Below are 24275 nucleotides of genomic sequence, written 5' to 3' on the forward strand. Positions count from 1 at the left end.
GGCCGAGGCCAGATCTTCCGCAGACGAGGCGAAGGAGGCGGAGGGCGCTGAGAAGGAATCCTCTCCGCCAGCGAAGGCCGAAGAGGCGCGCAAGGACTGAACCTGCGATTTTGTTACATTTCACGTTTGAAGCCGTTTAGCGGGGTCAGGGAGTTGATCGTGCCGTGGTGAACAAGGCCGAGGAGAGGAACGCGGCGCAAACCGAACCGGTTGCACCACAGGACTATCTGCGTCGGGAACGGCGCCGCCGGCCGCTCGCTTTCTGGGTATCCCTTCTGTTTCTGTTTTCGGCTCTGGGCCTGATCGCGCTGTTTCTCTGGTCATCGGGCCTGATTGCGCCCAAACGCCGCGAACCGCCGAAAATCGAGGTAACGGTCACCGATGATGGCACCATCGTGGTGCGCAATACGCGCATTTCCGGCCTGGATGACGAAGGCCTGCCCTTCACCATCATCGCACAGATGTCGGAGCGCAAGGAGCAGGAAAGAAACCGCATCAGATTGCGCAACGTCCGGGGCACGCTGACCAAGCGCAACGGCGAAATCATCCGCTTCTCCTCCGATCGCGGAGAATACGATACCGAAACCGAGATCGCCACGCTCATCGACAACGTGCATGTCAGCTCACAGGGCCGCTATGACCTCTATACGCAGCGCGCCCGCGTGCACATCCCCGACAAGATCTTCACCGTGCCGGGACCGGTGCGCGTTGTTCTCAAGGATGGCGAAATCCGCGCCCGCAGCATGCGCACCGCCCGCAATTCCGATCATGTCTTTTTCGGCGGGCGGGTTTACGCTACCTTTCGCAGCGAAACGCCGGCCGGTGGAACCACGGACGCAACAGGGGGCAGGCCGGCAAGAGAGGACAAAGCCAACGCCCGGGAGTGAACCGATGTCCGCCAAGTCCATCTTTCCGCCGCTGCTTGCCGTCATGGCCGCAGCCTTTCTTGCCCCGACCATGACGCCGGTCATGGCGCAGCCACAGGTGGTCAACACCAAGCCCATGCAGGAGGCCAAGAAGGCCCGAAAGGTGGATATCGAGGCTGACAGCATGGAAATCCAGGACGAGAAGAACACCGCGATCTTCATCGGCAATGTGAAGGCCACGCGGGGCAATTCCACGCTCTATGCCGACAAGATGGTGGTGCACTACAAGAAAGTGCCGAAAGAAGACGGGGGAGAGAAAACGGAAGTGACCGACTTCGTGGCCACCGGGCATGTCAAGATTGTCGATCCGGATCAGACCATCACCGGCGATCAGGCCCGTATGGACGTGAAGAAGGATCTTTTGTGGGTCACGGGCAACGTCACGGTGAAGACAAAGACGGCCACGGTGCGCGGCACCAAGCTGTTTGCCAATCTCAAGACCGGCGTGTCGCGCATGGAAGCGCCGGGCAAGGGGCGGGTGCGCGGCATTTTCAGCGAATGATGGCAAATATGGGGGGCGCTCGCAGACTTGTCGAGCGGGAACGATGCGTTCGTGTGAGGTTTGCCGCATATTCGCGAGCGCATGCAGTGCATTCATTCGCTGGTCATTCACCGCCTGTTAAGGTTGACACATCACTCTAGCTCATGAACGGAACGACGCCCATGGACATGCCCAGCGCCGCGACGGCCTCGAAGGAGGCACGGGCCGATTTACAGCAGGGAATCCGGGCCGAAAGGCTGGTGAAGGTGTACCGGCGGCGGCCGGTGGTGAAGGGCGTGTCGCTTTCCGTTCGCCGTGGCGAGGCCGTGGGCCTTTTGGGCCCCAATGGGGCCGGCAAGACCACGGTGTTCTACATGATCACCGGGCTGATCGCCGCCGATCAGGGCACGATCACGCTGGATGGCCGCGATGTCACCCTGCTGCCCATGTATCGGCGGGCGCGGCGGGGCATCGGCTATCTGCCGCAGGAGGCCTCCATCTTTCGCGGCCTCTCGGTTGAGGACAACATCCGCGCCATTCTGGAGCTGCGTATCCGCGACAGGAAGGCGCGCGAGGAACGCTTGAGTGAGTTGTTGGATGAGTTCCAGATTACGCACCTTAGGCATTCGCCGGCTGTGGCGCTATCTGGCGGAGAACGTCGCCGCGTGGAAATCGCCCGCGCTCTTGCCGCCGATCCCCGATACATGCTCCTCGACGAGCCTTTCGCGGGCATCGATCCCATTGCCATTAATGATATCCGCAAGCTGGTGCGAAAGCTTACCGATCGGGGAATCGGGGTGCTTATTACGGATCACAACGTGCGCGAAACCCTCAGCCTCATCGACCGCGCCCTCATCATCCATGACGGGCGTGTGCTGACGGAAGGCACGCCGCAGGAGATCGTCGCACACGAGGAAGTGCGCCGCTATTATCTCGGCGAGGACTTCACGCTGTGAACGCAATCCTCTGCCAATAACCGGCCAGCGCCACCTAGAGCAGGCGCGGCTGCTCAGGCGGGCGTTTCAAGGGATGGCCGACATCATGGCCTGAGAAGGTGCCGTCCGGAGCGGGTTTTAACAGGCGCACGGCTTCTTCCGCCGGGCAGGCGGGATCGAGCCAGGCGGCCCTGTCCGCCTCATTGAGGAAAATGGCCGGCATGCGCGGATGCACCGGGCGCACATCGGCATTGGCATCCACCGTGATGATCACGCAGGTTTCCATCTCGCTGCCGTCCGCACCCATCCAGCGCGACCACAGCCCGGCCATGGCGAAGGGACGCTCATCGGGCAGCGTAAAAAGAATGGCGTGCTTGTGCCCGGGCTGGCCCGTCCATTCATGAAAGCCGTCGGCCGGAAACAGACAGCGATGATGACGCACGGCGGAACGGAAATAGGGCCGTTCCAAAAGCGATTCGGCGCGGGCGTTGATGGGGCGCTGCTTGGGCCATTCCTTCATCCAGTGCGGCACGAACCCCCACAGGGCGAAGCGCAGATGATAAGCGCCATCCTCCTCGCGACGGATGATGGGCGCCGGCTCACCCGGGCGCACCAGCGCCCGCGGACAGCAATTGGCCAGCTCCGGCCCCTCCGCCAGCGAAAAGGCCGCCTTCATCGCCTCCGGCGCGATAGTCAGTCGATACAGCCCGCACATGTCCCGTTCCCTGTCTTTTTCCGCTCCATACGGCATTCCCCCGGGTTCAAGATAGAAAGCCGCAATGTCGCTGTCACCGCCGCTTTGTGCTCTCTCCCGCAAACCTTTCCCGCCTTCTTTTCCTGACGCCCAAAAGAACGCTTGTCTTATGCGGCGGCCTGGGCTTAAAGACACAGGCCAGAGGCGTTACGGGCAAGGGGACCGGCCATGAACACCAGCCGCAAGGTCTTCGACATCAAGCAATACATCCGCTCCATTCCCGACTATCCGAAACCGGGCATCATCTTCAGGGACATCACCACGCTGCTTGCCTCCGCCCATGGCCTGCGCGCGGCCGTGGACGAGCTGATCTGGCCGTTTCTTAATGAGGACATCGATTACGTCATCGGTATCGAGGCCCGCGGCTTCATCCTTGGCGGGGCGGTGGCGCATGAGCTGGGCAAGGGCTTCGTGCCCATCCGCAAGAAGGGCAAGCTGCCGTGGAAGGTGATCGGCAAGGACTACGAGCTGGAATACGGCGTGGATCGCATCGAGGTGCATGCCGATGCCATCAGCCAGGGTGACAAGGTTCTGCTCGTGGATGATCTCATCGCCACCGGCGGCACGGCCAACGCCGCCATCGACCTGATTCGGGAATCCGGCGGCGATCTGGTGGCGGCCGCCTTCGTCATCGATCTGCCGGATCTCGGCGGTGCGGAGCGGTTGCGGCAGAAAGGCGTGAAGGTGCATACGCTGGTGGAATTCGAAGGGGCATGAGCCAAGACGACAAAGGGTCGGATCAAAGATCCGGCCCTTTTTCATGAGCCCTTATCGGCTGTGAGAAAGCCTCGCGCATCATGGCATAAAATGACCTGGCCGCTAAAAGAACGGGGGAGAGGCGAAAAAAGCATGCCGCGGACAAAGCGCGGCCTTTTCCTGCCGCCCGCCGTGGTGTAATGAGGGCGGCAATTTGGGCAGGGCGAACACAAGCAGAGCAGTCATGCCGAAAAGAACCGATATCGAATCCATCCTCATCATCGGAGCCGGGCCCATCATCATCGGTCAGGCCTGCGAATTCGACTATTCCGGCACGCAGGCGGTGAAGGCGCTTAAGGAAGAGGGCTATCGCGTCATCCTCGTCAACTCCAACCCCGCCACCATCATGACCGATCCGCAGCTGGCCGATGCCACCTACATCGAGCCGATCACGCCCGAGGTGGTGGAGCGCATCATCGAGAAAGAGCGCCCTGATGCGCTGCTGCCCACCATGGGCGGGCAGACGGCGCTGAACACCGCGCTGACCCTGGAGCGCTCCGGCGTGCTTGCCCGCTATGGCGTGGAGATGATCGGCGCGCGCGCCGATGTCATCGACAAGGCGGAAGACCGCGAGCTGTTCCGCAAGGCCATGGAGAAGATCGGCCTCGATCTGCCGCGCTCCGCCTTTGTCAACACCTCGGAGCTGAAGCGTCGCTTCCGCAAGGAATATGAGGCGCTGGTAGCTGAAATCCACGAAGCCTATCCCGAAGGAGAAGAGCGCGAGCGGGCCTTGCGCGAATTCGAATCCGAATGGCTGGAAAAGGAGTGGATCCGCCGCGAGGAGCACCGCCTTGAGGCCATGCGCCAGACCTTTGCCGCCTTTCAGGTCACGGGACTTCCCGCCATCGTCCGCCCCTCCTTCACCCTGGGCGGCACCGGCGGCGGCATCGCCTACACGCTGGAGGAGCTCTATGATCTGGTGCTGAAGGGGATTGAGGCCTCGCCCACCTCCGAGGTGCTGATCGAGGAATCGATCATCGGCTGGAAGGAATACGAGATGGAGGTCGTCCGCGACAAGGACGACAACTGCATCATCGTCTGTTCCATCGAGAACGTCGATCCCATGGGCGTGCACACTGGCGATTCCATCACCGTGGCGCCGGCGCTGACGCTGACCGACAAGGAATATCAGCGCATGCGCAATGCGGCCATTGCGGTGTTGCGCGAAATCGGCGTGGAGACGGGCGGCTCCAACGTGCAGTTCGCCATCAACCCGAAGGACGGCCGCATGGTCGTCATCGAGATGAATCCGCGTGTGTCGCGCTCTTCCGCCCTGGCCTCGAAGGCCACGGGCTTTCCCATCGCCCGCGTGGCGGCCAAGCTTGCCATCGGCTATACGCTGGATGAGCTGGAGAACGACATCACCAAGGGCGCAACCCCTGCATCCTTCGAGCCGACCATTGATTATGTCGTCACCAAGGTGCCGCGCTTCGCCTTTGAGAAGTTCCCGGGCGCGGAGCCGGTGCTGACCACCTCCATGAAATCGGTCGGCGAGGTCATGGCCATTGGCCGCACCTTCCATGAGAGTTTCCAGAAGGCCCTGCGCGGGCTGGAAACCGGCCTGACCGGCCTTGATGAGGTGGAGATCCCCGGCCTGGCCGAAGGGGATGGCGATGCCCTGCGGGCCGCCCTTTCGGTGCCGACACCGGACCGGCTGCTGAAGGTGGCGCAGGCCCTGCGCCAGGGTGCATCAGTGGAGGACATCTGCCGCATCACCCGTTACGATCCCTGGTTCATTGAGCGCATCGCCGAGATCGTGGCGGCGGAAGAGCGCGTGAAGGCCCACGGCCTGCCCGAGGATGCCGAAAACATGCGCTGGCTGAAGGCCATGGGCTTTTCCGATGCCCGGCTGGCGAAGCTGACGGGCTTGAGGGAAGAGGACGTGCGCGCCCATCGCTGGCGGCTTGGCGTGCGTCCTGTTTACAAGCGCATCGACACCTGCGCGGCGGAGTTCGCCTCGCCCACCGCATACATGTATTCCACCTACGAGACCGGCATTCCCGGCCTCACCGACGGCAACGAGGCCTTCGTCTCCGATCGCGAGAAGGTGGTCATCCTCGGCGGCGGCCCCAACCGCATCGGTCAGGGCATCGAGTTCGACTACTGCTGCTGCCATGCCTCCTTCGCCCTGAAGGATGCCGATTACGAGACCATCATGGTCAACTGCAATCCGGAGACGGTCTCCACCGATTTCGACACCTCCGACCGTCTCTACTTCGAGCCGCTGACCACGGAGGACGTGCTGGAAATCCTGCATGCGGAGCAACAGGCCGGCACGCTCAAGGGCGTGATCGTGCAGTTTGGCGGGCAAACCCCGCTGAAGCTCTCGCAGGATTTGCAGAAGGCCGGCATTCCCATTCTCGGCACATCGCCGGATGCCATCGACCTGGCCGAGGATCGCGACCGTTTCTCGCGTCTTCTGAAGGATCTGGGTTTAAGGCAGCCGGACAACGGCATTGCGCGCTCGGCGGAAGAGGCGGTGCGCATCGCCGAGGAGATCGGCTATCCCGTGGTCATCCGCCCCTCTTATGTTCTCGGCGGGCGGGCGATGGAGATCGTGCGCGACCGTGAACAGCTTGAGCGCTACATCAGCGAGGCGGTGGTGGTCTCCGGCGATTCACCGGTGCTGATCGACAGCTATCTGGTGCGGGCCACGGAAGTGGACGTGGATGTGCTTGCCGATGCCGAGACCGTCTATGTGGCCGGCATCATGGAGCATATCGAGGAAGCGGGCATTCATTCCGGCGATTCCGCCTGTTCGCTGCCGCCCTATGCCTTGCCCGAAAGCGTGATTCGCGAAATTGAGCGCCAAAGCCGCCTGCTGGCGCAGGCGCTTGACGTGCGCGGGCTGATGAACGTGCAGTATGCGGTGAAGGGCGATATCGTCTACATCCTCGAGGTGAACCCCCGCGCCTCGCGCACGGTGCCTTTCGTGGCCAAGGCCACGGGCGTGCCCATCGCCAAGCTGGCGGCGCGGGTCATGGCCGGAGAGCTGCTTTCCACCTTCGGCTTAAAACCGCCGACGCTGGATCATGTCAGCGTCAAGGAGGCGGTGTTTCCCTTCAACCGTTTCCCCGGCGTCGATACGCTGCTGGGGCCGGAGATGCGCTCCACCGGCGAGGTCATGGGCATCGATTCCGATTTTCCCATGGCCTACGCCAAGGCGCAGCTGGCGGCGGGGCAGAAGCTGCCGCTTTCGGGCACGGTCTTCATCTCCGTGCGCGATGCCGACAAGCCGGAGGTGCTTGAGCCGGCGCGGGCGTTGCATGAAATGGGCTTTTCCATCATTGCCACCGGCGGCACCGCTGCCTATCTGAAGGCGCACGGCGTGCCGGCGAAACGGGTGAACAAGGTGCGCGAAGGGCGGCCCCACATCGTGGATGCCATGGCTAACGGCGAGGTGCAGCTGGTGATCAACACCACGGAGGGCGCCAAGGCCCAGGAGGATTCGCGCTCCATTCGCCAGCAGGCCCTGATTTCCAACATCCCCTACACCACCACTGTTGCCGGCGCGAAGGCCACAGCCGCGGCCATTGCCGCGCTGAAGGCACGCCCCCTTGAAGTCCGTTCCCTGCAGGGGTATATTGGCCGCCGCTGAAGCCCGAGGTGATGTCCCCCGCTGATCGGAGACGATCTGCGGGGCGGCTTTTTTCTGTCGGGCGAGAGGGCCGCACGGGATGGTTCAGTCCTAGCGGCCCAAATCAGGCGGACCGGCCGCCCTGATGCGGCCGGATCCATGAAGGGGGCAAGAGCCGGCGCATCCCTGGCTTGCCGATTGTGAGACCGGAACAAGGCGGGGCGCCGGCCGAAAACCGGATATTCAGGAAGACAGGACGACCATGAACAAGATTCCGATGACTGCGGAAGGCCATGCGGCGCTGCTTGAGGAGATCAAGTATCTGAAGACGGTGGAGCGGCCGCGAATCATCAAGGCCATTGCCGAGGCGCGCGCACATGGCGACCTGTCGGAAAACGCCGAATACCATGCCGCCAAGGAGCAGCAGGCATGGAACGAGGCACGCGTCGCCGAGCTGGAGGACAAGCTCTCGCGCGCCGAGGTGATCGATGTCTCCAAGCTTTCCGGTGACAAGATTCAGTTCGGCGCCACGGTGACCCTGATTGACGAGGACACGGAGAAGGAGGTCACCTATCAGATCGTCGGCGATCTCGAGGCGGACGTCTCCAAGGGCAAGATCTCCATCTCCTCGCCCATCGCCCGCGCGCTTATCGGCAAGGAGGTGGGCGATATCGTGGAGGTCAACACTCCCGGCGGCGGCAAGTCCTACGAGATCATGAAGGTGGAATACAAGTAAGACCCTAATCGACACCGCACTGGCACGCATCACGCGTGTTTCTTGATCAGGCGAAAGCGGCAGCGCCCGTCAGCATGGCATGCATGCTGCGGGCTGTCTGCTTTCGCCTTTTCTACGTCTTCACTGGCATCCCCCGCGCCCGCATCTCGCGGCCAGTAATCGGCCTTGGCTCGCTGCAAATTATACAAAACGGCCCTTTTGGTATAAAAAGGGGGGCGGAGATTATAGTTTGCTATAATTCAGTCAATCCTGAGCATGGACAAAAGCCTCTTCATCAAACCCTCCGGCGCGCTTCGCCGTGCCGTGAAACAATTTCTCAGCGGCGGCCGCGGAGGAGGCCGCCGAGGATGCCGCGGATGATGGCGCGGCCGAGCTGGGTGCCGATGGAGCCGGCGAGAGACTTGATGAAGCGCTCTGTTGTGCTCATGCGGCGGGAGGCATAGCTTCTGGCGCGCGCCTCCTCGCGGGCGGCACGCTCCTCGGCCTTGCGGCGCTCCTCTTCCTCACGGGCGCGCTCCTCGGCGAGGGCCTTTTCCTCTGCGCGTTTTTTGAGGGTCTCGAAGGCGCTGATGCGATCCTCGCTTTCCTCATAGATGCCATAAACGGGCGAATCGAGAATGACGCGCTTTCTTTCCGCCTCAGTAATCGGCCCCATGCGTGAGGACGGCGGGCGGATGAGCGTGCGCTGAACCATGCTGGGCACGCCCTTTTTCTGAAGCGTGGAGACGAGCGCCTCGCCAACGCCGAGCTTGGTGATCACGTCCGCCGTATCAAAGGCGGGATTCTGCCGGAAGGTTTCGGCGGCTGCCTTCACCGCCCGCTGTTCGCGCGGGGTGTAGGCACGCAGGGCGTGCTGAATGCGGTTGCCAAGCTGGGCCAGCACGCTGTCGGGAATGTCCAGCGGGTTCTGGGTGACGAAATAGACGCCCACGCCCTTGGAGCGGATGAGCTTCACCACCTGCTCGATCTTTTCAACCAGGCTGACGGGCGCGTTCTTGAACAACAGGTGCGCCTCGTCAAAGAAGAACACGAGCTTCGGCTTTTCAGGATCGCCCACCTCGGGCAGTTCCTCAAAGAGTTCGGAGAGCAGCCAGAGCAGGAAGGTGGCGTAAACCTTGGGCGACTGCATGAGGCGGTCGGCGGCGAGAATGTTGATGTAGCCGCGGCCATCGGGCGTTGTGCGCATGAAATCGCGGATATCCAGTGAGGGCTCGCCGAAGAACATCTCGCCCCCCTGCTCTTCCAGAACCACGAGGCGGCGCAGAATGGCGCCCACGGAGCGCTTGTTGATGGTGCCGTACTCCGTGACCAGCTCCTTGCCGCGATCGGCGAGATCCTTGAGCAGGGCGCGTAAGTCCTTCAGGTCAAGCAGGAGCAGGCCCTCCTCGTCCGCCACCTTGAAGGCGATATTGAGCACGCCTTCCTGTGCCTCCGTAAGGTTCATCAGGCGCGAAAGCAGCAAGGGGCCCATGTCGGAAATGGTGGTGCGGACGGGATGGCCCTGTTCGCCGAAGAGATCCCAGAAAATGACCGGAAATTCGCGCACGCCGTAATCATCGAAACCGATTTTGCGGGCGCGCTCCAGAATCTTGTCATTGGCCTCGCCCGGCTGGGACAAACCGGCAAGGTCCCCTTTCACGTCGGCGGCGAAAACGGGCACGCCGGCATCGGAGAGCCCTTCCGCCAGAATCTGCAGGGAGACGGTCTTTCCCGTGCCGGTGGCGCCGGTGATGAGCCCGTGCCGGTTGGCATAGGGCAGGTTCAGCCACTGCTTGAGGGGCGCGCCCTTTTCATCAAAGGCGGAACCGATGAACACACGGTTTGAGGCAGACGTCTCGGTCATGGGATCATCCCCCGGTCCTTGCTGCGGCAGTGTTTGTCTGGCGCCAGTCTGTTCAGCGAGAACTTTCCCGTCAAGGGGCCGTGGTCATGAGATGAAAGGATAAAGAGGGCGGGCTTGACAGGGGCGGGCTGTGCGTCTCCGCCGGAAGGATATTTTATATCCTTCCGGAACGTTTCGGCGGGGTTTCAACCCCGCCTAAAGCATGGATGGCGGGGTAACATACCCCGCCAAAATGTTCCGGAACGGGAAAAAATCCCGTTCCGGCATTGGAAAGGGTGGTCTTGACAGTGTCAGGGGCGCGCAATCTACACGTTATAGTATCATAACCACATGATACAATCGGCGCTAAAGCTGGCGCAGAGACGTGCGAGGGAGGTTACGTGATGAGCATTCCCTTCAAGGACGTGAAGAAACGATGGATGGAGGATCCCGAGTTCCGTCACGCATACGAGGAACTTGGACCCGAATTCGATTTAACACATACGTTGATCAAGGCACGACTTGCCGCCGGGCTCACTCAGGAAGAAGTGGCACGCCGCATGGGCACGTCACAGCCGGTGGTGGCGCGGCTGGAAAGCGGCCACAAACCCAGCCTGAAAACACTGGAGCGCTATGCGGCAGCGGTTGGGGCTCGTTTGAAAATCGAGCTCGTTCCTGAGGGCTGACAATCTTCGCCGGGACTTTCCTTTCATTTCCCAACTGACAAAACGGATTTGTATCCGGAACACTTTTGGCCCCGCTGAAATGTACAGAAAGTTGTGAAGAAGCGCTCCTGACAAGGCATTTTCTTTCCTTGTATGACCCTTCGCCTTACCCCGCGCTCATTAAGCGAAAAGGCAAGAAGACGCAGGCTTGACAGGGGTGGGGTGTGCGCCTGACAAACCGGGGCATGAAGCGCGCAGCACACAGCACCCTTGCCCTGCTTGAGAGGCTTGTGGCCTTTGACACCGTCAGCCGGCATTCCAACCTGGAGATGATCGACTTCATGGAAGGCTGGCTGGCGGAATATGGCGTGCCGTGCTGGCGCATTCCCTTCGGGCCGGAGAAGGCCAATCTGCTGGCGCGCATCGGGCCGGAAGCGCCAGGCGGTATTGTGCTTTCCGGACACACCGACGTGGTGCCGGTGGACGATCAGGACTGGCGCACCAATCCTTTCCGGCTGCATGTGGATGAAGAGACGGGCCGGGCCTATGGCCGCGGCACGGCGGACATGAAGGGCTTCATTGCCTCTGCCCTGGCACTCGTTCCCGAGATCGTCGGTCTGCCGCTGTCACGGCCGGTCTATCTCGCCTTCTCCTGTGATGAGGAAGTGGGCTGCACCGGCGTGCGGCCGATGATTGCCTGGATGCGCGCACACCTGCCGCCCATAGCCGGCGTCTTCGTTGGCGAGCCCACGGGCATGAAGGTGGTGACCGCGCACAAGGGCATCATGTCCGCCACCACCGTGATCACGGGACGGGAGGCACATTCCAGCTGTCCGCAACTGGGGGTGAATGCGGCGCATTACGCCGCGCCGGTGATGACGAAGATCGTTGCGCTCTCCGCAGCGCTGGCGAAACAGGCCGATGAAGACAGCGGGTTTGATCCCCCCTACACCACGGTGCAGATCGGGCGCGTGCGGGCGGGCACGGCGCGCAACATCGTGCCCCGGCATTGCACCATAGAATGGGAGGCGCGCCTGATGCCGGATGTGGACGGCGATGCCCTCATCGCCGAAGTGGATGACTTCTGCCGCACGCAAGTGGAGCCAGAGATGAAGGCACACTGGCCGGGGGCCGGTATTGTCACGGAGGTGAACAACCGGGTGCCGGGGCTGAAGCATGATCCGGACTCATGGCCGGTGCAGGCGGCACTGCAGGCGCTGGGCGAGAACGCCACGCACTGCGTGCCTTACGGCACGGAGGCGGGGCTGTTTCAGCAGGCGGAGATGCCGGCGGTGGTGTGCGGGCCCGGGCATATCGCCCAGGCCCACAAGCCCGATGAATACGTGGACCTCTCCCAGCTCGAGGCCTGCGATGCCTTCCTGCGGCGGCTTGTGAAAAACTGCCTGTGAGGCCGCCGGGCGATTTTCCGTCAGGGCGGCCTCCTTTCAGTCAGACGGAGAGCATCTTGGCCTCTTCCCGCAGCATTCCGGCCACTTTCTCCATGCGGTCGGCAAGGCTTTCGGCCGCTTCGGCCAGAAGGTTCATCTTGGAATAATAGGCGGACAGCGTGGGCAGGCCCGTGAGCATTTTTGACTCCTGCTCCCGGGGTGTTGCCTGCAGCATTTTCAGCATGAACTCCGCCTCAAGGGCCTGGGTCTGAACGCCGGGGCCGGAAATCCAGATGGCTATAGGCATATCCGCCGAGAAAGGCCTGTAAGGGCCCGGTTCTGATCTAGAAAAATCATCAGGGAGGGCGGAAAGCCAGGGAATAGAGCGCAAGAAAAAGAGGAATTCCAGGACCTGGCGATGGCAGCGCAGCGCTTTCTTACATTCGGGAGACGGGGGATTTCCCTCTTCGATATCCTTGCGGCACGGCCTTGGCGACGGACACCAGCCGATCATGGCATAGAGGTTACCGAATTGTTCCATCCATGCGGGAGGCAGTGAAAAACCAGGCATGATGGCCTCCTTGATCTGACAAGGAGCGCCCGCGCCATCGCCCCGCATGCGACATTCGGTTGCGTTATAGTTATTGCAAATTACTATCGCATGTCTCTTCCTTTCCGTCAACCCTGCCGTGCAAAAGGCGCACGATGGAGACATGATTTTGCCATTGCCGCGGCCGTGGTCTAAGATCCTGTCCACACTGGGAAAGCCCGGGGATGCTTTAGGGAAGCGTGTGTGTTCTGTGAGCGTCCCGGCTGATCAGGCAAGAGCGAGGTCGCAGGCGGCATGTCGGCTCCGTGGATCGCCATTGTCATGGCCCTGGCCTATGTGGCCATGCTGTTTCTCATCGCCTATTTCAGCGACCGCTCCATGCGGGCGGGCGGCAGCAGCCGCAACCGGCCGCGGCCGATGATCTACGTCCTTTCGCTTGGCGTCTACTGCACCTCATGGACGTTCTATGGTTCGGTGGGGCTTTCCGCGCGCACCGGCTATGACTTCCTGCCCGTCTATATCGGCCCGGCGCTCTTGCTGATTTTCGGCTGGCCGCTTCTGAGATCGGTGGTGCGCATTTCCAAGCAGCAGAACATCACCTCCATCGCCGACTTCATCTCCGCCCGCTATGGCAAGAACCGCGCCCTCGGCGCGCTGGTGGCGCTGGTGGCGATCGTGGGCGTCGTGCCCTACATCGCGCTGCAGCTGAAGGCCGTCTCCTTCTCGCTGCAGACGATGATGCCGCAGATGGCGGCGGGCGGAACCGCCCTGACCACGGCGGGCGAGAACCTGGCGCTGCTCGTGGCCATTGCCATGGCCGGGTTTGCGATTCTCTTCGGCACCCGCCACATCGACGCCACCGAACATCAGGACGGCCTGATCACGGCGATCGCGGTGGAATCGATCGTGAAGCTCGTGGCCTTTCTGGCGGTGGGCGTTTTCGTCGTCTTCTGGCTGATGGGCGGGCCCGCGCAGCTCATGGAACAGGTGCGGGCGCGCGCGGATGTGCTCTCGGTCTTTCAGCAGACACCGCATGCCGGCCGCTGGCTGACGATCACGGTGCTGTCCCTGTTCGCCTTTCTGCTGCTGCCGCGGCAGTTTCACGTGGCGGTGGTGGAAAACACCCACGAAGGGGATGTGCGCAAGGCCGCATGGAAGTTTCCGCTCTATCTTGTGGCCATCAATCTCTTCGTGGTGCCGATCGCCGCGGCGGGCCTGCTTGTGCTGGGGCGGGCGGTGGATGCGGACACCTATGTGCTTGCCCTGCCGGTGCACAGCGACCACGCCCTTGTGGCGCTCCTGGCCTTTGTCGGCGGCCTTTCCGCGGCCACCGCCATGGTGATCATGGAGACGGTGGCGCTGTCCATCATGGCCTGCAACAACCTGGTGGTGCCCTATCTGCTGGCACGGGCGGAGAGCGGCAGCCTGGGGCGCGGGCGGGCCTATCGCGACATGGGGCGCGCGCTGATCCTGATCCGGCGCACGGCCATCGCCGTCATCCTGCTGCTTGCCTACAGCTATTATCTCATGGCCGGCGCTTCCGAGGCGCTGGCACAGACGGGCCTGATCTCCTTTGCCGCGGTGGCGCAGTTCGCCCCGGCCTTCTTCGGCGGGCTGTTCTGGCGCAATGCCACCGCCCGCGGCGCCATGGCCGGGCTGGCCACGGGCTTTCTGCTGTGGGCCTATACGCTGCTTCTGCCCTCTTTCGCCGATTCCGGCTGGATCGATGCAAGCTTTCTGAAAGACGGCCCCTTCGGCATTGCCTGGCTGCGGCCGCGGGCGCTGTTCAGCCTGGAGATGGATCCCCTGGCGCATGGCGTTTTCTGGTCGCTGACGCTCAATCTTCTGGCCTGGGCCGTGGTCTCGCGCTTTACCCGGGCGACACCAGCGGAGAAGCTGCAGGGGGCGGCCTTCGTCTCCGCGGAAAGAACCGAAGGCGCCGGCAATGCGCACGCCTGGCGCACGGCGGTGAGCATCGGTCAGCTGCAGGAGACGGTGGCGCGCTATCTGGGCGAGGAGCGCACGCGGCGCTCCTTTGCCGAATTCGCCCGGCGCAATGAGGTGATCCTCAATCCGGCGGAAGAGGCGGACATCCGCCTGCTGCGCTTTGCCGAACATCTGCTGGCCTCGGCCGTGGGAGCGGCATCCTCCCGCCTCATCCTCGCCCTGTTGCTTGAGCGGGTTTCGCCGGATCCGCGCAGCGCCTTGCGGCTTCTGGACGATGCCTCCGCCGCCATCCAGTACAACCGCGACCTTCTGCAGTCGGCCATCGATCATGTGCGGCAGGGTATTGGCGTGTTCGACCGCAACTATCGCCTCACCTGCTGGAACCGTCAGTTCAGCCGGCTGCTGCATCTGCCGCCGGAGCTTGAGCGGGTGGATGTGCCTTTAAGAAGCATTCTGCAGAACGTGCTGGCGCGGGCCATGCCGGACGGTCACCTCGAAGAGGAGGTGGACTGGCGGATGAAATGCCTCACGGAGCGCTTCGAGCCGTTCAACATCCGCTTCGAGGAGGACGGGCGCGTGCTGGATGTGCGTGCCTCGCGGCTGCCGCATGGAGGCGTGGTCATCACCTTCGCCGACATCACCGAGCGGGTTCTGGCAGCGGAGGCATTGCAAATGGCCAATGCGCTGCTGGAGAAGCGCGTGGAGGAGCGTACGGCGGAGCTTTTGCGGCTCAACGAGGAACTGGCGCGGGCCAAGGCCGCGGCGGAACAGGCCAATCTGGACAAGACCCGGTTTATTGCCGCAGCCTCGCATGACATCCTGCAGCCGCTCAATGCGGCGCGGCTGTTTGCCTCCACGCTGGTGGAGAAGGTGGAGCGCGGCGACGTGAAGGGGCTGGATCCTGCCATCGCCCGCAACATCGACGCTTCGCTGGAATCGGTGGAGGAGATCCTCACTGCCCTTCTTGACATTTCGCGGCTGGATGCCGGGGCCTTGAAGCCTGAGATCACCACGTTTCGGCTTTCGGACATTCTGGAGCCGCTGGCGCGGGAATTCTCGGCAGCGGCGGAAAAGAAGGGGCTGAGGCTGAAGGTGGTGCCCTGCCGCTGCTGGGTGCGCAGCGACAGGCGGCTGCTGCGCCGTCTGGTGCAAAACCTTCTCTCCAACGCCATCAAGTATACCGAATCCGGCAAGGTGCTGCTGGGCTGCCGCCGCGAAGGCGAGATGGTGCGCATCGAGGTGCACGATACCGGCCCGGGCATTCCGGAAGAGAAACAGGCGCTCATCTTCCGGGAATTCGAGCGGCTGGATGATCATGCCAATGCAGCGCCCGGCCTGGGCCTTGGCCTGTCCATCGTGGAGCGCATCGCGCGGCGGCTTAATCTCTCCTTAAGCTTGCGCTCGCAGGTGGGGCGCGGCTCAGTATTCAGGGTGAGCGTGCCGCGGGCGGAACCGGGCGCGGCGGAGAAACCGAAAGCGAAGGCAAGTGCCGTGAGTGCATCCGCCCGTCCGGCCGTGGCGGAGCCCGGAGCCGTTCTCGTCATTGACAACGAGGAGGCGATCCTTGAGGGCATGGTCTCCCTGATCGGCGGCTGGGGCTGTGAAGTCCTGACCGCGAAATCGGGCGCGCAGGCGGCGCGCGCGCTTCAGGAGCACGATGAGGAGATCGGCCTGATCATCGCCGACTATCACCTCGATGACGAGGAAGAGGGGCTCAATGTGATCGAAACCCTGCGGGCGCTGGCGGGACGGCCGATTCCGGCCGTGCTGATCACGGCCGACCGCTCCCGGGAGGTGCAGGAGCGGGCGCGGCATCATGACGTGACCTATCTGGCCAAGCCCATCAAGCCCGCGGCCTTACGCGCGGTGATGACGCGGGTGTGCCGCATGCGGCGCAGACAGGCGGCCTCACAGACGGCATACGGCAACATTCCCGCCGAGAGCTGAGAGGCTTATGGGGCACGAATGAAACGAATGGCTTTGAAAACGGCTGATCAGGGGGCGTGATGGCGGATGCGGCTGCCGTGAGGCCCGCGGATTATCCTTCCAAGCTCAGGGCTTACCGCCGGAAGGATATTTTATATCCTTCCGGAACGTTTCGGCGGGGTTTCAACCCCGCCTAAGCATGAATGGCGGGGTAATATACCCCGCCAAAATGTTCCGGAACGGGATAAAATCCCGTTCCGGCATTTTATGTCCAGACGGCACAAATCAAACCATTTGGCGAGCGCCAACGCCCACCAAAACCGCCTCGTTCTTGGCCCTAGATTGCCGGGACGGGGCCCGGCAATGACGTTTTCTTTTGTTTTTTCAAATAGTTAAATAACCAATTCCAAACTCGTGGAAAGTTTTTTCTTGCTCGGTTTGACGAGAGGATCACGCTTCCTGAATTTCTAAAAATGCCAGACCGTGCCCCCCGATAAATGGCTGATCAGGGGGCGTGATGGCGGATGCGGCTGCCGTGAGGCCCGCGGATGATTTCAAGGCGGGCGGGGATGCGCTCGCGCAGCTCGCTGACGTGGGAGATGATGCCGATTAAGCGGCCCTCGCCGTGCAGGCTTTCCAGCGTGAGCAGGGCCTTGTCCAGGGCCTCGCTGTCCAGCGCGCCGAAGCCTTCATCGATGAAGAGCGTCTGCATGCGCATGCCGCCGCTTCTGGCCTGCACCACATCGGCCATGCCGAGCGCCAGCGCCAAAGCGGCGAGAAAGCCCTCGCCGCCGGAAAGGGTCTGAACCGGGCGGCTCTCGCCGGTCCAGGCATCATGGACATCCAGCTCCAGCCCGCCGGCGCGGCGGCGGTCCTCCACCGTGCGGCGGCGAAAAAGACGATAGCGGCGCTCGCTCATCACAAGCAGGCGCTGATTGGCCGCCTGCAGGATCTCATCGAACAGAACCGCAAGCACATAGCGCTGCAGTGAGGTTTTCAGCGGATTGTCACCGGCGGCAAGCTCGGCAAGGGCATGCACCCGCTCATGCTCGGCCTTTATGGCCGCATCCTCCTGTTGCAGCCGCCGCAGGGCATCTCGCCGGTCTTCAAACATTTTCAGACGCTCCTGCAGGCGCCCGTCTTCCTGCTGCAGCTCTTTCAGTGTTGTGCGCACCGTCTCGATATGCGCGGCAAGGGCGCGCTCGGCGGCGGGCAGGGTTTGCGGCTGCTTCATGTCAAAGGTCATCAGCGCCGCCAGATCCGCATCCTGCGCATCCCGCCCGGCCTGCCGGGCCATAAGCAGGGCCTTTTCCGTGCGGGTGTGCTCCTCTTTGGCCTGCTGCAAGCGGCCCCTGGCGGCATCGAGCACCCCCTTTGCCCGTGTCCAGGCCACTTCGGCCGCCGCCCGCTGCTGCTCCAGCCGGGCAATCTCCCGTTCGATGCGGGCAATTTCAGCCTGCAGCCGGGCAAGGTCGCGCATGTCCTCAGGCAGGCGTGCTTCAATTTCCGCAATCTGCGCCTGCAGGGCGGCTTTCTGGTTCAGGGCGGCGCGCTCTTCTTTCTGTTTTTCTTCGATATGCTGCTCAAGGTCTGACAACGTGGCCTGCAGCCGGGGCTGCTGCGCCGTCAGGGCATCCCGGCGGGCAATATCCTCTTCCGCTTTTGTCAGATCGGCCGCAATCCGCTGCAGCTGCCGGGCAAGGGCATCATCGGTGAGCTCGGAAAGTAGGAGAATGTCCAGAATGCTGTTCCGCTCGGCCTTGAGGACCTCGCGCTGACGTTCGGCCTCTCTTGCCGCTTCCTGTGCCGCTTCAAAGGCGTTACGGGCTTCTGTCACCGCCGCCTCGGCCCGGGCCATGGCGGCATCATCGGGGGCGCCTTCCCCTGCTCCGTCAACGCGCGCCGGATGCGGATGCTCCCGGCTGCCACAGACAGGACAAGGCTCACCGGGGCGCAGTTGCGCTGCCAGCAGGGCGGCATGCGAGGCGCGCAAACGGGCCTGCAGGGCGTTGTAATGTTCTTCGGCCGCCTTCAGCCTTGCCCTGGCCTGCTCCACGCCGGCCTGTGCGGCCTCATAGGCGGTTTCGGCCTGGGCGATCCTTTCTTTCAGGCCTTTCAAGCGCTCTCTTTGCGCCATGGCCTTTTGAAGCGTCTCGCGCTCCTGCTGCAGGCGCTGCTTGCGCTCCGCGCTTGCCGACAAGGCCATGAGCGCCTCTTCGATCTTGCGAAGTTCCGCGGCCGTTTGCTCATGTTTTTCGCGCGCGCTGCCCAAGGCCTTTTCGAGGCCGGCAAGGGTCTGTTCCGTTTCTTTCTTTTTGTGCAGGGCCTCATGAAGGCGGCTTACGTCGTCAAGGCGTTCGCGCAAAAGGTCGCGCCGTTTTTGCAAGGCAAGCCGCTCTTCATCCCGGGCCAGCGCGGCCTGCCATGCCTTTTCGGCCGTTTGCGCCGCAGCTTCTGCCGCCTTGAGGGTTTCTTCGGCCTTTTCACAGGCGATTTGCGCGCGGCGATGATCGCTGAGCGCATCAAGGCATGTCTGGGCTGCGGCCAGCGTTGTGTGCAGGCGCTGCTGATCCGCGGCAATCTTCTCCCGGTTTTTTTCGATCTCCGCGATGGAAGAATCGATAAACGCCAGGGCCTGTTCATCGCTCATCTCCGCGCTCAGTTGGAGACTGTCGAGAACGCCCTTGCGCTCGGCCTCAATGCGCCCGCGCCTTTCGGCAAGGGCGGCGGCCCTGGCCTTGAGCGCCTCCTGCAGGCGATTGAAGATCCAGGTGTCAAAGAGGCTGTCCAGGATCGCTGCCCGTTCGCCGGACGAGGCGGAAATGAGCTTGCGAAACTCTCCCTGCGGCAGAACGATGACCTGACGGAACTGTTGCGCCGTCAGCCCAGTCAAGTCCTCGATGGCCTCGGTGACATCGCGCACCCCTTCGGCGATGAGCGTCCCGTCTTCCTCATCGGACATTTCAGGCGTGCGCTTCCACAAATGAGCGGCGGCGGCGATCTCCACCATGCCCTCGCCGCGTCTGCGCGGACGCTTTTGCGCCGGACGGCGGCGAATGCGGTAATGGGCATCGCCGAGGGCGAAATCCAGGGTGACCTCCGTGAGCCTGTCCTCATGCGCCCACTGGCTGCGCAACTGAACGATCTGACGCTCGCTGCCGGATGCCACGCCATACAGGGCAAAGCACAGCGCATCGAGGATGCTGCTCTTGCCGGCGCCGGTGCGGCCATGAATGAGAAAGAGCGGCGCGGTGCCGAAGCGGGCAAAATCCACCTGCTCGCGCTCGGGATAGGGGCCGAAGGCGGAAAGCGTGAGCTTTAACGGCTTCATGGCTTTAAGCCTCCCGGCGTTGCCGTTCGATCTCGGCCAGCAGGGATGCAAGCAGCGCCCTGTCCGCTTCCGCAAGCGTCTTTCCCGTCATGTCCTCATAAAAGCCAGCGAAAAGCTCCAGGGGTGAAAGCCTTTTCACGGCATCGGAATCGAAGCGGTTTGAAGCATGCGTGGCCTCAGTGAGCCATTTCCGGTCCACATGCATGAGGTTGGGCCAGACCCGGCGCAGCCGCTCCATGGCGTTGTAAACCGGTGCGGTATCGGTGATTTCCGCCAGGATGTAGTCCTCGCGGGCCGGATCGGCCTCGCCGCGGGCGAGCAGCTCCTCAAACGAGCCGGATACGCAGCGCACATCATGGCGCGGGGTTAGGGAGATGGCCTCGATGTGACAGGCGCCTTTTGCATCCATGTCCACCAGCGTGACCGATTTGTGATGATCCGTCTCGGCAAAGGAATATTTCAGCAGGGAGCCGGCATAGCGCACATGATCGGCACCTGCGGCCTGGGGCCTGTGCAGATGGCCAAGCGCCACGTAATGACAGCCGGTGAAGACATCCGCGCTCACGGCCTCCGCCCCGCCGATGGCCAGCGGGCGCTCCGTATCACTTTTTTCCGCGCCAAGAACGGTGGCATGGGCAACGGCAACATGGCGGGCCTGCGCTCCGGCGGAGGCTTTCAGGGCGCGCGCCATTTGCTGGCGCAAAACGTCCTCATGCGTCCTGATCAATGACGCCCCTTCCTTATCCAGCCGGTCGCGGGCCAGAACGGGTTCGGCATAGGGCAAGGGATGCACATGCACCGGGCCGTGGGCATCTTCCAGCGTGATCAGGGGCGTTTGGCTTATTTTCGTGTGCAGATGCACACGAGAGGCGGCAAGCAGGCGGGCGTTGAGCCCAAGTCTTTCGGCACTGTCGTGATTGCCGGCGATGACGACGATGTGCGCCTTCGTCTCCTGCACGAGGCGGGTTACGGTCTCATCCCAGAGGGCCACGGCCTCCGGCGGCGGCACGGCGCGGTCGAAAACGTCGCCGGCGATGATGATGAGCTCTGCCCTTTCCTCGCGGGCCAGGGTGACGAACTGATCAAGCACATGGGCCTGATCCTCGGTGAGGTGCACATTGTAAAAAATCCGGCCCAGGTGCCAGTCCGCCGTGTGCAGGATGCGCATAATCCGCCAAATGCCTTAATTCACGGATGGATGGTTCGGCAATTGGCCGCCCGTTTCTTTCAAGGCCCAAGGCCCATGATGGGCGTTTCCCCATTGGCAGGCGGCTTTTGCCCATGTCCCATCATGCCGCAAGATGAAGGATTTGGCACGCCCTGAAAAGCTTTCCATGAAAGGCACCCCCGCTTTTTGGCGGAAAGATCACGGGCTGGTCTTTCCGGTCAAAAGAGGGTTGGGTGAACGTCCTTGGGCCAGACGCCGGGTGCTGATGGCTCAGCGCTGTTCGATGAGGCGCGTGAGCAGATCGATCTCCCGCCGCAGGTTTTCGTCCTTGGCGATTTCGCGCTCGATCTTGCGCACCGCATGCAGCACGGTGGAATGATCGCGCCCGCCGAAACGCCGGCCGATCTCCGGCAGGGAGCGGGAGGTGAGCTTCTTGGCCAGATACATGCCGATCTGGCGCGGAAAGACAATGGAGCGGGCGCGGCGCGGCGAGAGCAGATCGGCCTTCGGCACATTGTAGTGCCTCCCGACGATGCGCAGGATGTCGTCAATGCGCACCGGCTGAGAGTCATTGCGGCGGGTGAGATCCTTTAAGGCATGGGCGGCCATGTCCAGCGTCACCTGAGAAGCGCCCATGAGCTGCTGGGTGGCGATCACGCGGTTGAGCGCGCCTTCCAGCTCGCGGCCGCCGCCGGTGACGCGGGAGGCGATGAATTCCAGCACATCATCGCCGATGGCAAGGGAGGCATCCTTCTGCCGGGCGAGATCCAGCTTGCGGCGCAAGATAGCAAGCCTCAAGGCATGATCCGGCTTGTCGATGTCCACCACAAGGCCGCCATTGAGCCGCGAGCGCATGCGCTCATCCAGCCGGTCGAGCTGGCTGGGCGGCACGTCTGCGGCAATAACCACCTGCCGGCGCGAATCCACCAGCGAGGAGAAGGTATGGCAGAACTCCTGCTGCATGGTGCGCCCCTGCAGGAACTGGAAATCATCGATCAGCAGGACATCCACGGACTGGAAGGCATCCTTGAAGGACAGCACATCGCGGTTTTTCAGCGCGGCCAGGAAGCGATACATGAAGCGCTCCGCGGAGATGTAGAGAATGCGGCGCCGCGGTGCGTTGCGCAGGATGTGCCAGGCAATGGCGTTGAGCAGGTGCGTCTTGCCCAGGCCGGACGGCGAATGAATGTACAGGGGATTGATGCGCAGGGGCATGCCATGCGGCTGTTCCGCCACCCGGCGCGCGGCGGCAAGCGCCAGGGCGTTGGATTCGCCGGAGACGAAGGTGTCGAAGGTCAGGGCCGGATCAAGCGGCGAGCCGTTTTCATCATGCACACCAAGGCTGCCGGCGGCAGGTGAAAGCGCAGCGGCCGCCCCGCCATCCTGCACGGCAGCGGCCGCGGCAGGCACCTTGGGCCGCGGGCGGGCAACATCGCGCACAAGCACGCTGACGTCCTTCACCTCCTTGAATTCCTCAAGGCACAGCCGGCGGAAGACATCGAGATAATGGGTCTCGATCCAGTTCTTGAGAAAGCGGGTGGGCACGGAAACCTTGAGAATGCCGTCCGCAATGGCCTCCAGCGCCATGCGCCCGAACCAGCTGGTATAGAGATCACGCCCCAGCTCCGCCTGCAGGCGTTCCTTCACCCGTTGCCAGGCCTGTTCGCTGTCCTGCCCCATCGTCTCGCTGCGCCCCATCGCCTCGTCCATCTTCTCCATTGTCGTGAGCTGCCCCGTTACCAGCCGTGTCATGGCGCAAAAACCTCCCCTCCCGGAAAAATGCCTTTCCGGTGTGCCGTTCAAATCGATACTGTCTTACGCGAATGACCCCTAACCGGGCCGTCGGTCACCGTTTCAGGCGCGGCTGCTCAAGCCGCAATCACCGGGATCGTTTCGCCCCGTTTCGTGACCGACGGGCCTTCTCCCGCCCCGCATCGGGAAAATGCCGGATTGCAACGAAACCATCATGTCGTAACAAGCCCCCATGTCGAATATCCTCGCCCCTTGCATCCGGTCGGATGATGAGCCATCCGGGCGGATCTTTCTTGATCCGGCTTTTGCCAGGTGCCTTGGTCATGAAGGACAAAACACCCTCATGCCCCTTAGGCAGCAGGCAGAATGCCGTTTTCTCATGTGCGGGATGCCGCTTTCCGACGCGATCGCGTTTTTTCCCGGGCCGGTGCTGGCTCATGCTGCTTTCCGGTCTTCCGGGCCGTTTTTGTCTCTTCGCCGAAGCGGCGCGGCATGCTGGCCGTGAACGGGATGCGTTCCGGCGTTCAATGCCGCCTCTCCCTTGATGGTTCTGGAGCCGATGGCCTGCCCGCACCATCGACAGGAGTGACTATAGCCCCCGGAAAAAGCCGCTGGCAATGCTTGGGGCGAGCGCGATGATCATCAGGGCAGAATGTGGCTGCCGAGAAGCTGTGGAGAGCCACTGCGACAATTTCGGCAAGGACCTGACTCGCCTTCATGAATCGCCTGTCAAGAGGCTCGGGCAAAAAGTTAACAGATGGTTAACGGCCTGCTCAGGATGCGGCATCTGAAGCGGGGCAAAGGGGCAGAAAAAATTCTCAAAACGAGGGCATGCCGGCAAGCGCTTGGGAAACATGAGGATTTTGAGTCAGGCCCGAAAGGGCGAGAAAGGCCCTTGACCTTCCAGTTACTGGAAAGTGAACGCTGCTCACAAGGCGGCCCGAACCGTTAGGTATCTTTCTGCCGTGATCAAGGCGGCAAGGATGCGGCTGCACGTTTCAAAGCGGCCAGGGCGGGCGCCGGTGTGAGGCATGCAAGGACAGAGCGCAGAGAAGGCATAAGGAATAAGGAGAGAAAACGGTGAAGCTGTCTCCCTCAACTCTCGTGGCCCTGATCGGGATCGGTGCAATCGGCATCGTCTGGTGGACCGGGCGCGGCTCAACCCCGGGTGAGGCGACAAGCCTGTTAAGGCCCGATGATGCAGCGATTGTGGCGCGGGGTGAAAAGGTCTATGCGCAATATTGCGCCAGCTGCCATGGCCGCAATCTGGAGGGGCAGCCCGGCTGGCAACAGGGCGCGGGCAAGGCGCCGCCTCATGACGCCAGCGGCCATACCTGGCATCATCCCGACACCCTGCTGTTTCGGATCACGCGCGAGGGCACCGCGAAGCTTACCGGCGGCCGCGGCAGCATGCCCGGCTTTGGCGGCGTTCTTACCGACGACGACATCATCGCGGTTCTCTCCTTCATCAAGAGCCGCTGGCCGGACCGCATCCGCGCGGCGCATGATGCCGTAAACGCCCGCGCCGCCCGCGGCTCCTGAAACCGGCGCGCCCAAAGCG

16 protein-coding genes are annotated in these 24275 nt (G+C 62.6%); 10 read left to right on the top strand and 6 right to left on the bottom strand.

The window, feature by feature from the left end:
- Nucleotides 1–164 precede the first annotated feature (164 nt).
- The 3 genes from lptC to lptB all read left to right on the top strand — a co-directional run bounded on the left by lptC (nt 165) and on the right by lptB (nt 2363).
- Nucleotides 165–887 (top strand): LPS export ABC transporter periplasmic protein LptC, encoded by a 723-nt coding sequence (lptC, locus tag EK16_RS04340; RefSeq protein ID WP_038034944.1) that lies wholly within the window; start codon nt 165–167, stop codon nt 885–887.
- A gap of 4 nt (nt 888–891) precedes the next feature.
- Nucleotides 892–1428 (top strand): LptA/OstA family protein, encoded by a 537-nt coding sequence (locus tag EK16_RS04345; protein ID WP_038034945.1) that lies wholly within the window; start codon nt 892–894, stop codon nt 1426–1428.
- Between the two features lie 167 nt (nt 1429–1595).
- The gene (gene lptB / locus EK16_RS04350) at nt 1596–2363 is read left to right on the top strand and encodes an LPS export ABC transporter ATP-binding protein (RefSeq protein WP_369793090.1); all 768 of its coding nucleotides are present in this window, start codon (nt 1596–1598) and stop codon (nt 2361–2363) included.
- A 34-nt stretch (nt 2364–2397) separates the two neighbouring features.
- Here lptB and EK16_RS04355 read toward each other — a convergent pair whose 3' ends face one another.
- Nucleotides 2398–3057: an SOS response-associated peptidase gene (locus tag EK16_RS04355; RefSeq protein ID WP_197059605.1), complete on the bottom strand. Its 660-nt coding sequence runs from the start codon at nt 3055–3057 to the stop codon at nt 2398–2400.
- A 207-nt stretch (nt 3058–3264) separates the two neighbouring features.
- Between EK16_RS04355 and EK16_RS04360 the strand changes: the two genes are divergently transcribed.
- From EK16_RS04360 to greA, 3 genes are all read left to right on the top strand, one after another.
- Nucleotides 3265–3813 carry an adenine phosphoribosyltransferase gene (locus EK16_RS04360; protein ID WP_038034948.1) on the top strand — a complete coding sequence of 183 codons (549 nt, stop codon included), beginning with the start codon at nt 3265–3267 and terminating at the stop codon, nt 3811–3813.
- A 223-nt stretch (nt 3814–4036) separates the two neighbouring features.
- On the top strand, nt 4037–7450 hold the full coding sequence (carB, locus tag EK16_RS04365; protein WP_038034949.1) for a carbamoyl-phosphate synthase large subunit: 3414 nt from the start codon (nt 4037–4039) through the stop codon (nt 7448–7450).
- 241 nt (nt 7451–7691) lie between these two features.
- A complete protein-coding gene (greA, locus tag EK16_RS04370) occupies nt 7692–8165 on the top strand; it encodes a transcription elongation factor GreA (RefSeq protein WP_038034950.1) in 474 nt (157 codons plus the stop codon).
- Between the two features lie 316 nt (nt 8166–8481).
- On the opposite strand, the gene EK16_RS04375 is transcribed toward greA, so the two are convergent.
- Nucleotides 8482–10008, bottom strand: coding sequence for a helicase HerA-like domain-containing protein (locus EK16_RS04375; RefSeq protein ID WP_038034951.1), 1527 nt, complete (start codon nt 10006–10008; stop codon nt 8482–8484).
- 383 nt (nt 10009–10391) lie between these two features.
- On the opposite strand from EK16_RS04375, the gene EK16_RS04380 reads away from it, so the two are divergent.
- Both EK16_RS04380 and argE read left to right on the top strand, forming a co-directional pair.
- Nucleotides 10392–10673 (top strand): helix-turn-helix domain-containing protein, encoded by a 282-nt coding sequence (locus tag EK16_RS04380; protein WP_038034952.1) that lies wholly within the window; start codon nt 10392–10394, stop codon nt 10671–10673.
- A gap of 224 nt (nt 10674–10897) precedes the next feature.
- Nucleotides 10898–12061, top strand: a complete 1164-nt coding sequence (argE, locus tag EK16_RS04385; protein WP_038034954.1) for an acetylornithine deacetylase — start codon at nt 10898–10900, stop codon at nt 12059–12061.
- 40 nt (nt 12062–12101) lie between these two features.
- Here the strand turns inward: argE and EK16_RS04390 are convergent, their stop codons facing one another.
- Nucleotides 12102–12347, bottom strand: a complete 246-nt coding sequence (locus EK16_RS04390) for a hypothetical protein (protein ID WP_038034955.1) — start codon at nt 12345–12347, stop codon at nt 12102–12104.
- Between the two features lie 537 nt (nt 12348–12884).
- On the opposite strand from EK16_RS04390, the gene EK16_RS04395 reads away from it, so the two are divergent.
- On the top strand, nt 12885–16484 hold the full coding sequence (locus EK16_RS04395) for a PAS domain-containing hybrid sensor histidine kinase/response regulator (protein ID WP_051928933.1): 3600 nt from the start codon (nt 12885–12887) through the stop codon (nt 16482–16484).
- 484 nt (nt 16485–16968) lie between these two features.
- On the opposite strand, the gene EK16_RS04400 is transcribed toward EK16_RS04395, so the two are convergent.
- The 3 genes from EK16_RS04400 to dnaA form a co-directional block, all read right to left on the bottom strand.
- Nucleotides 16969–19794 (bottom strand): AAA family ATPase, encoded by a 2826-nt coding sequence (locus EK16_RS04400; protein WP_038034957.1) that lies wholly within the window; start codon nt 19792–19794, stop codon nt 16969–16971.
- A gap of 4 nt (nt 19795–19798) precedes the next feature.
- On the bottom strand, nt 19799–20962 hold the full coding sequence (locus EK16_RS04405) for an exonuclease SbcCD subunit D (protein WP_038034959.1): 1164 nt from the start codon (nt 20960–20962) through the stop codon (nt 19799–19801).
- 270 nt (nt 20963–21232) lie between these two features.
- Nucleotides 21233–22642, bottom strand: a complete 1410-nt coding sequence (gene dnaA / locus EK16_RS04410) for a chromosomal replication initiator protein DnaA (RefSeq protein ID WP_038035877.1) — start codon at nt 22640–22642, stop codon at nt 21233–21235.
- Between the two features lie 1152 nt (nt 22643–23794).
- Between dnaA and EK16_RS04415 the strand changes: the two genes are divergently transcribed.
- The gene (locus tag EK16_RS04415) at nt 23795–24256 is read left to right on the top strand and encodes a c-type cytochrome (RefSeq protein ID WP_231573602.1); all 462 of its coding nucleotides are present in this window, start codon (nt 23795–23797) and stop codon (nt 24254–24256) included.
- Nucleotides 24257–24275 lie beyond the last annotated feature (19 nt).

It is taken from the genome of Thermopetrobacter sp. TC1, from assembly GCF_000746275.1.
GTDB lineage: Bacteria > Pseudomonadota > Alphaproteobacteria > Rhizobiales > Aestuariivirgaceae > Thermopetrobacter.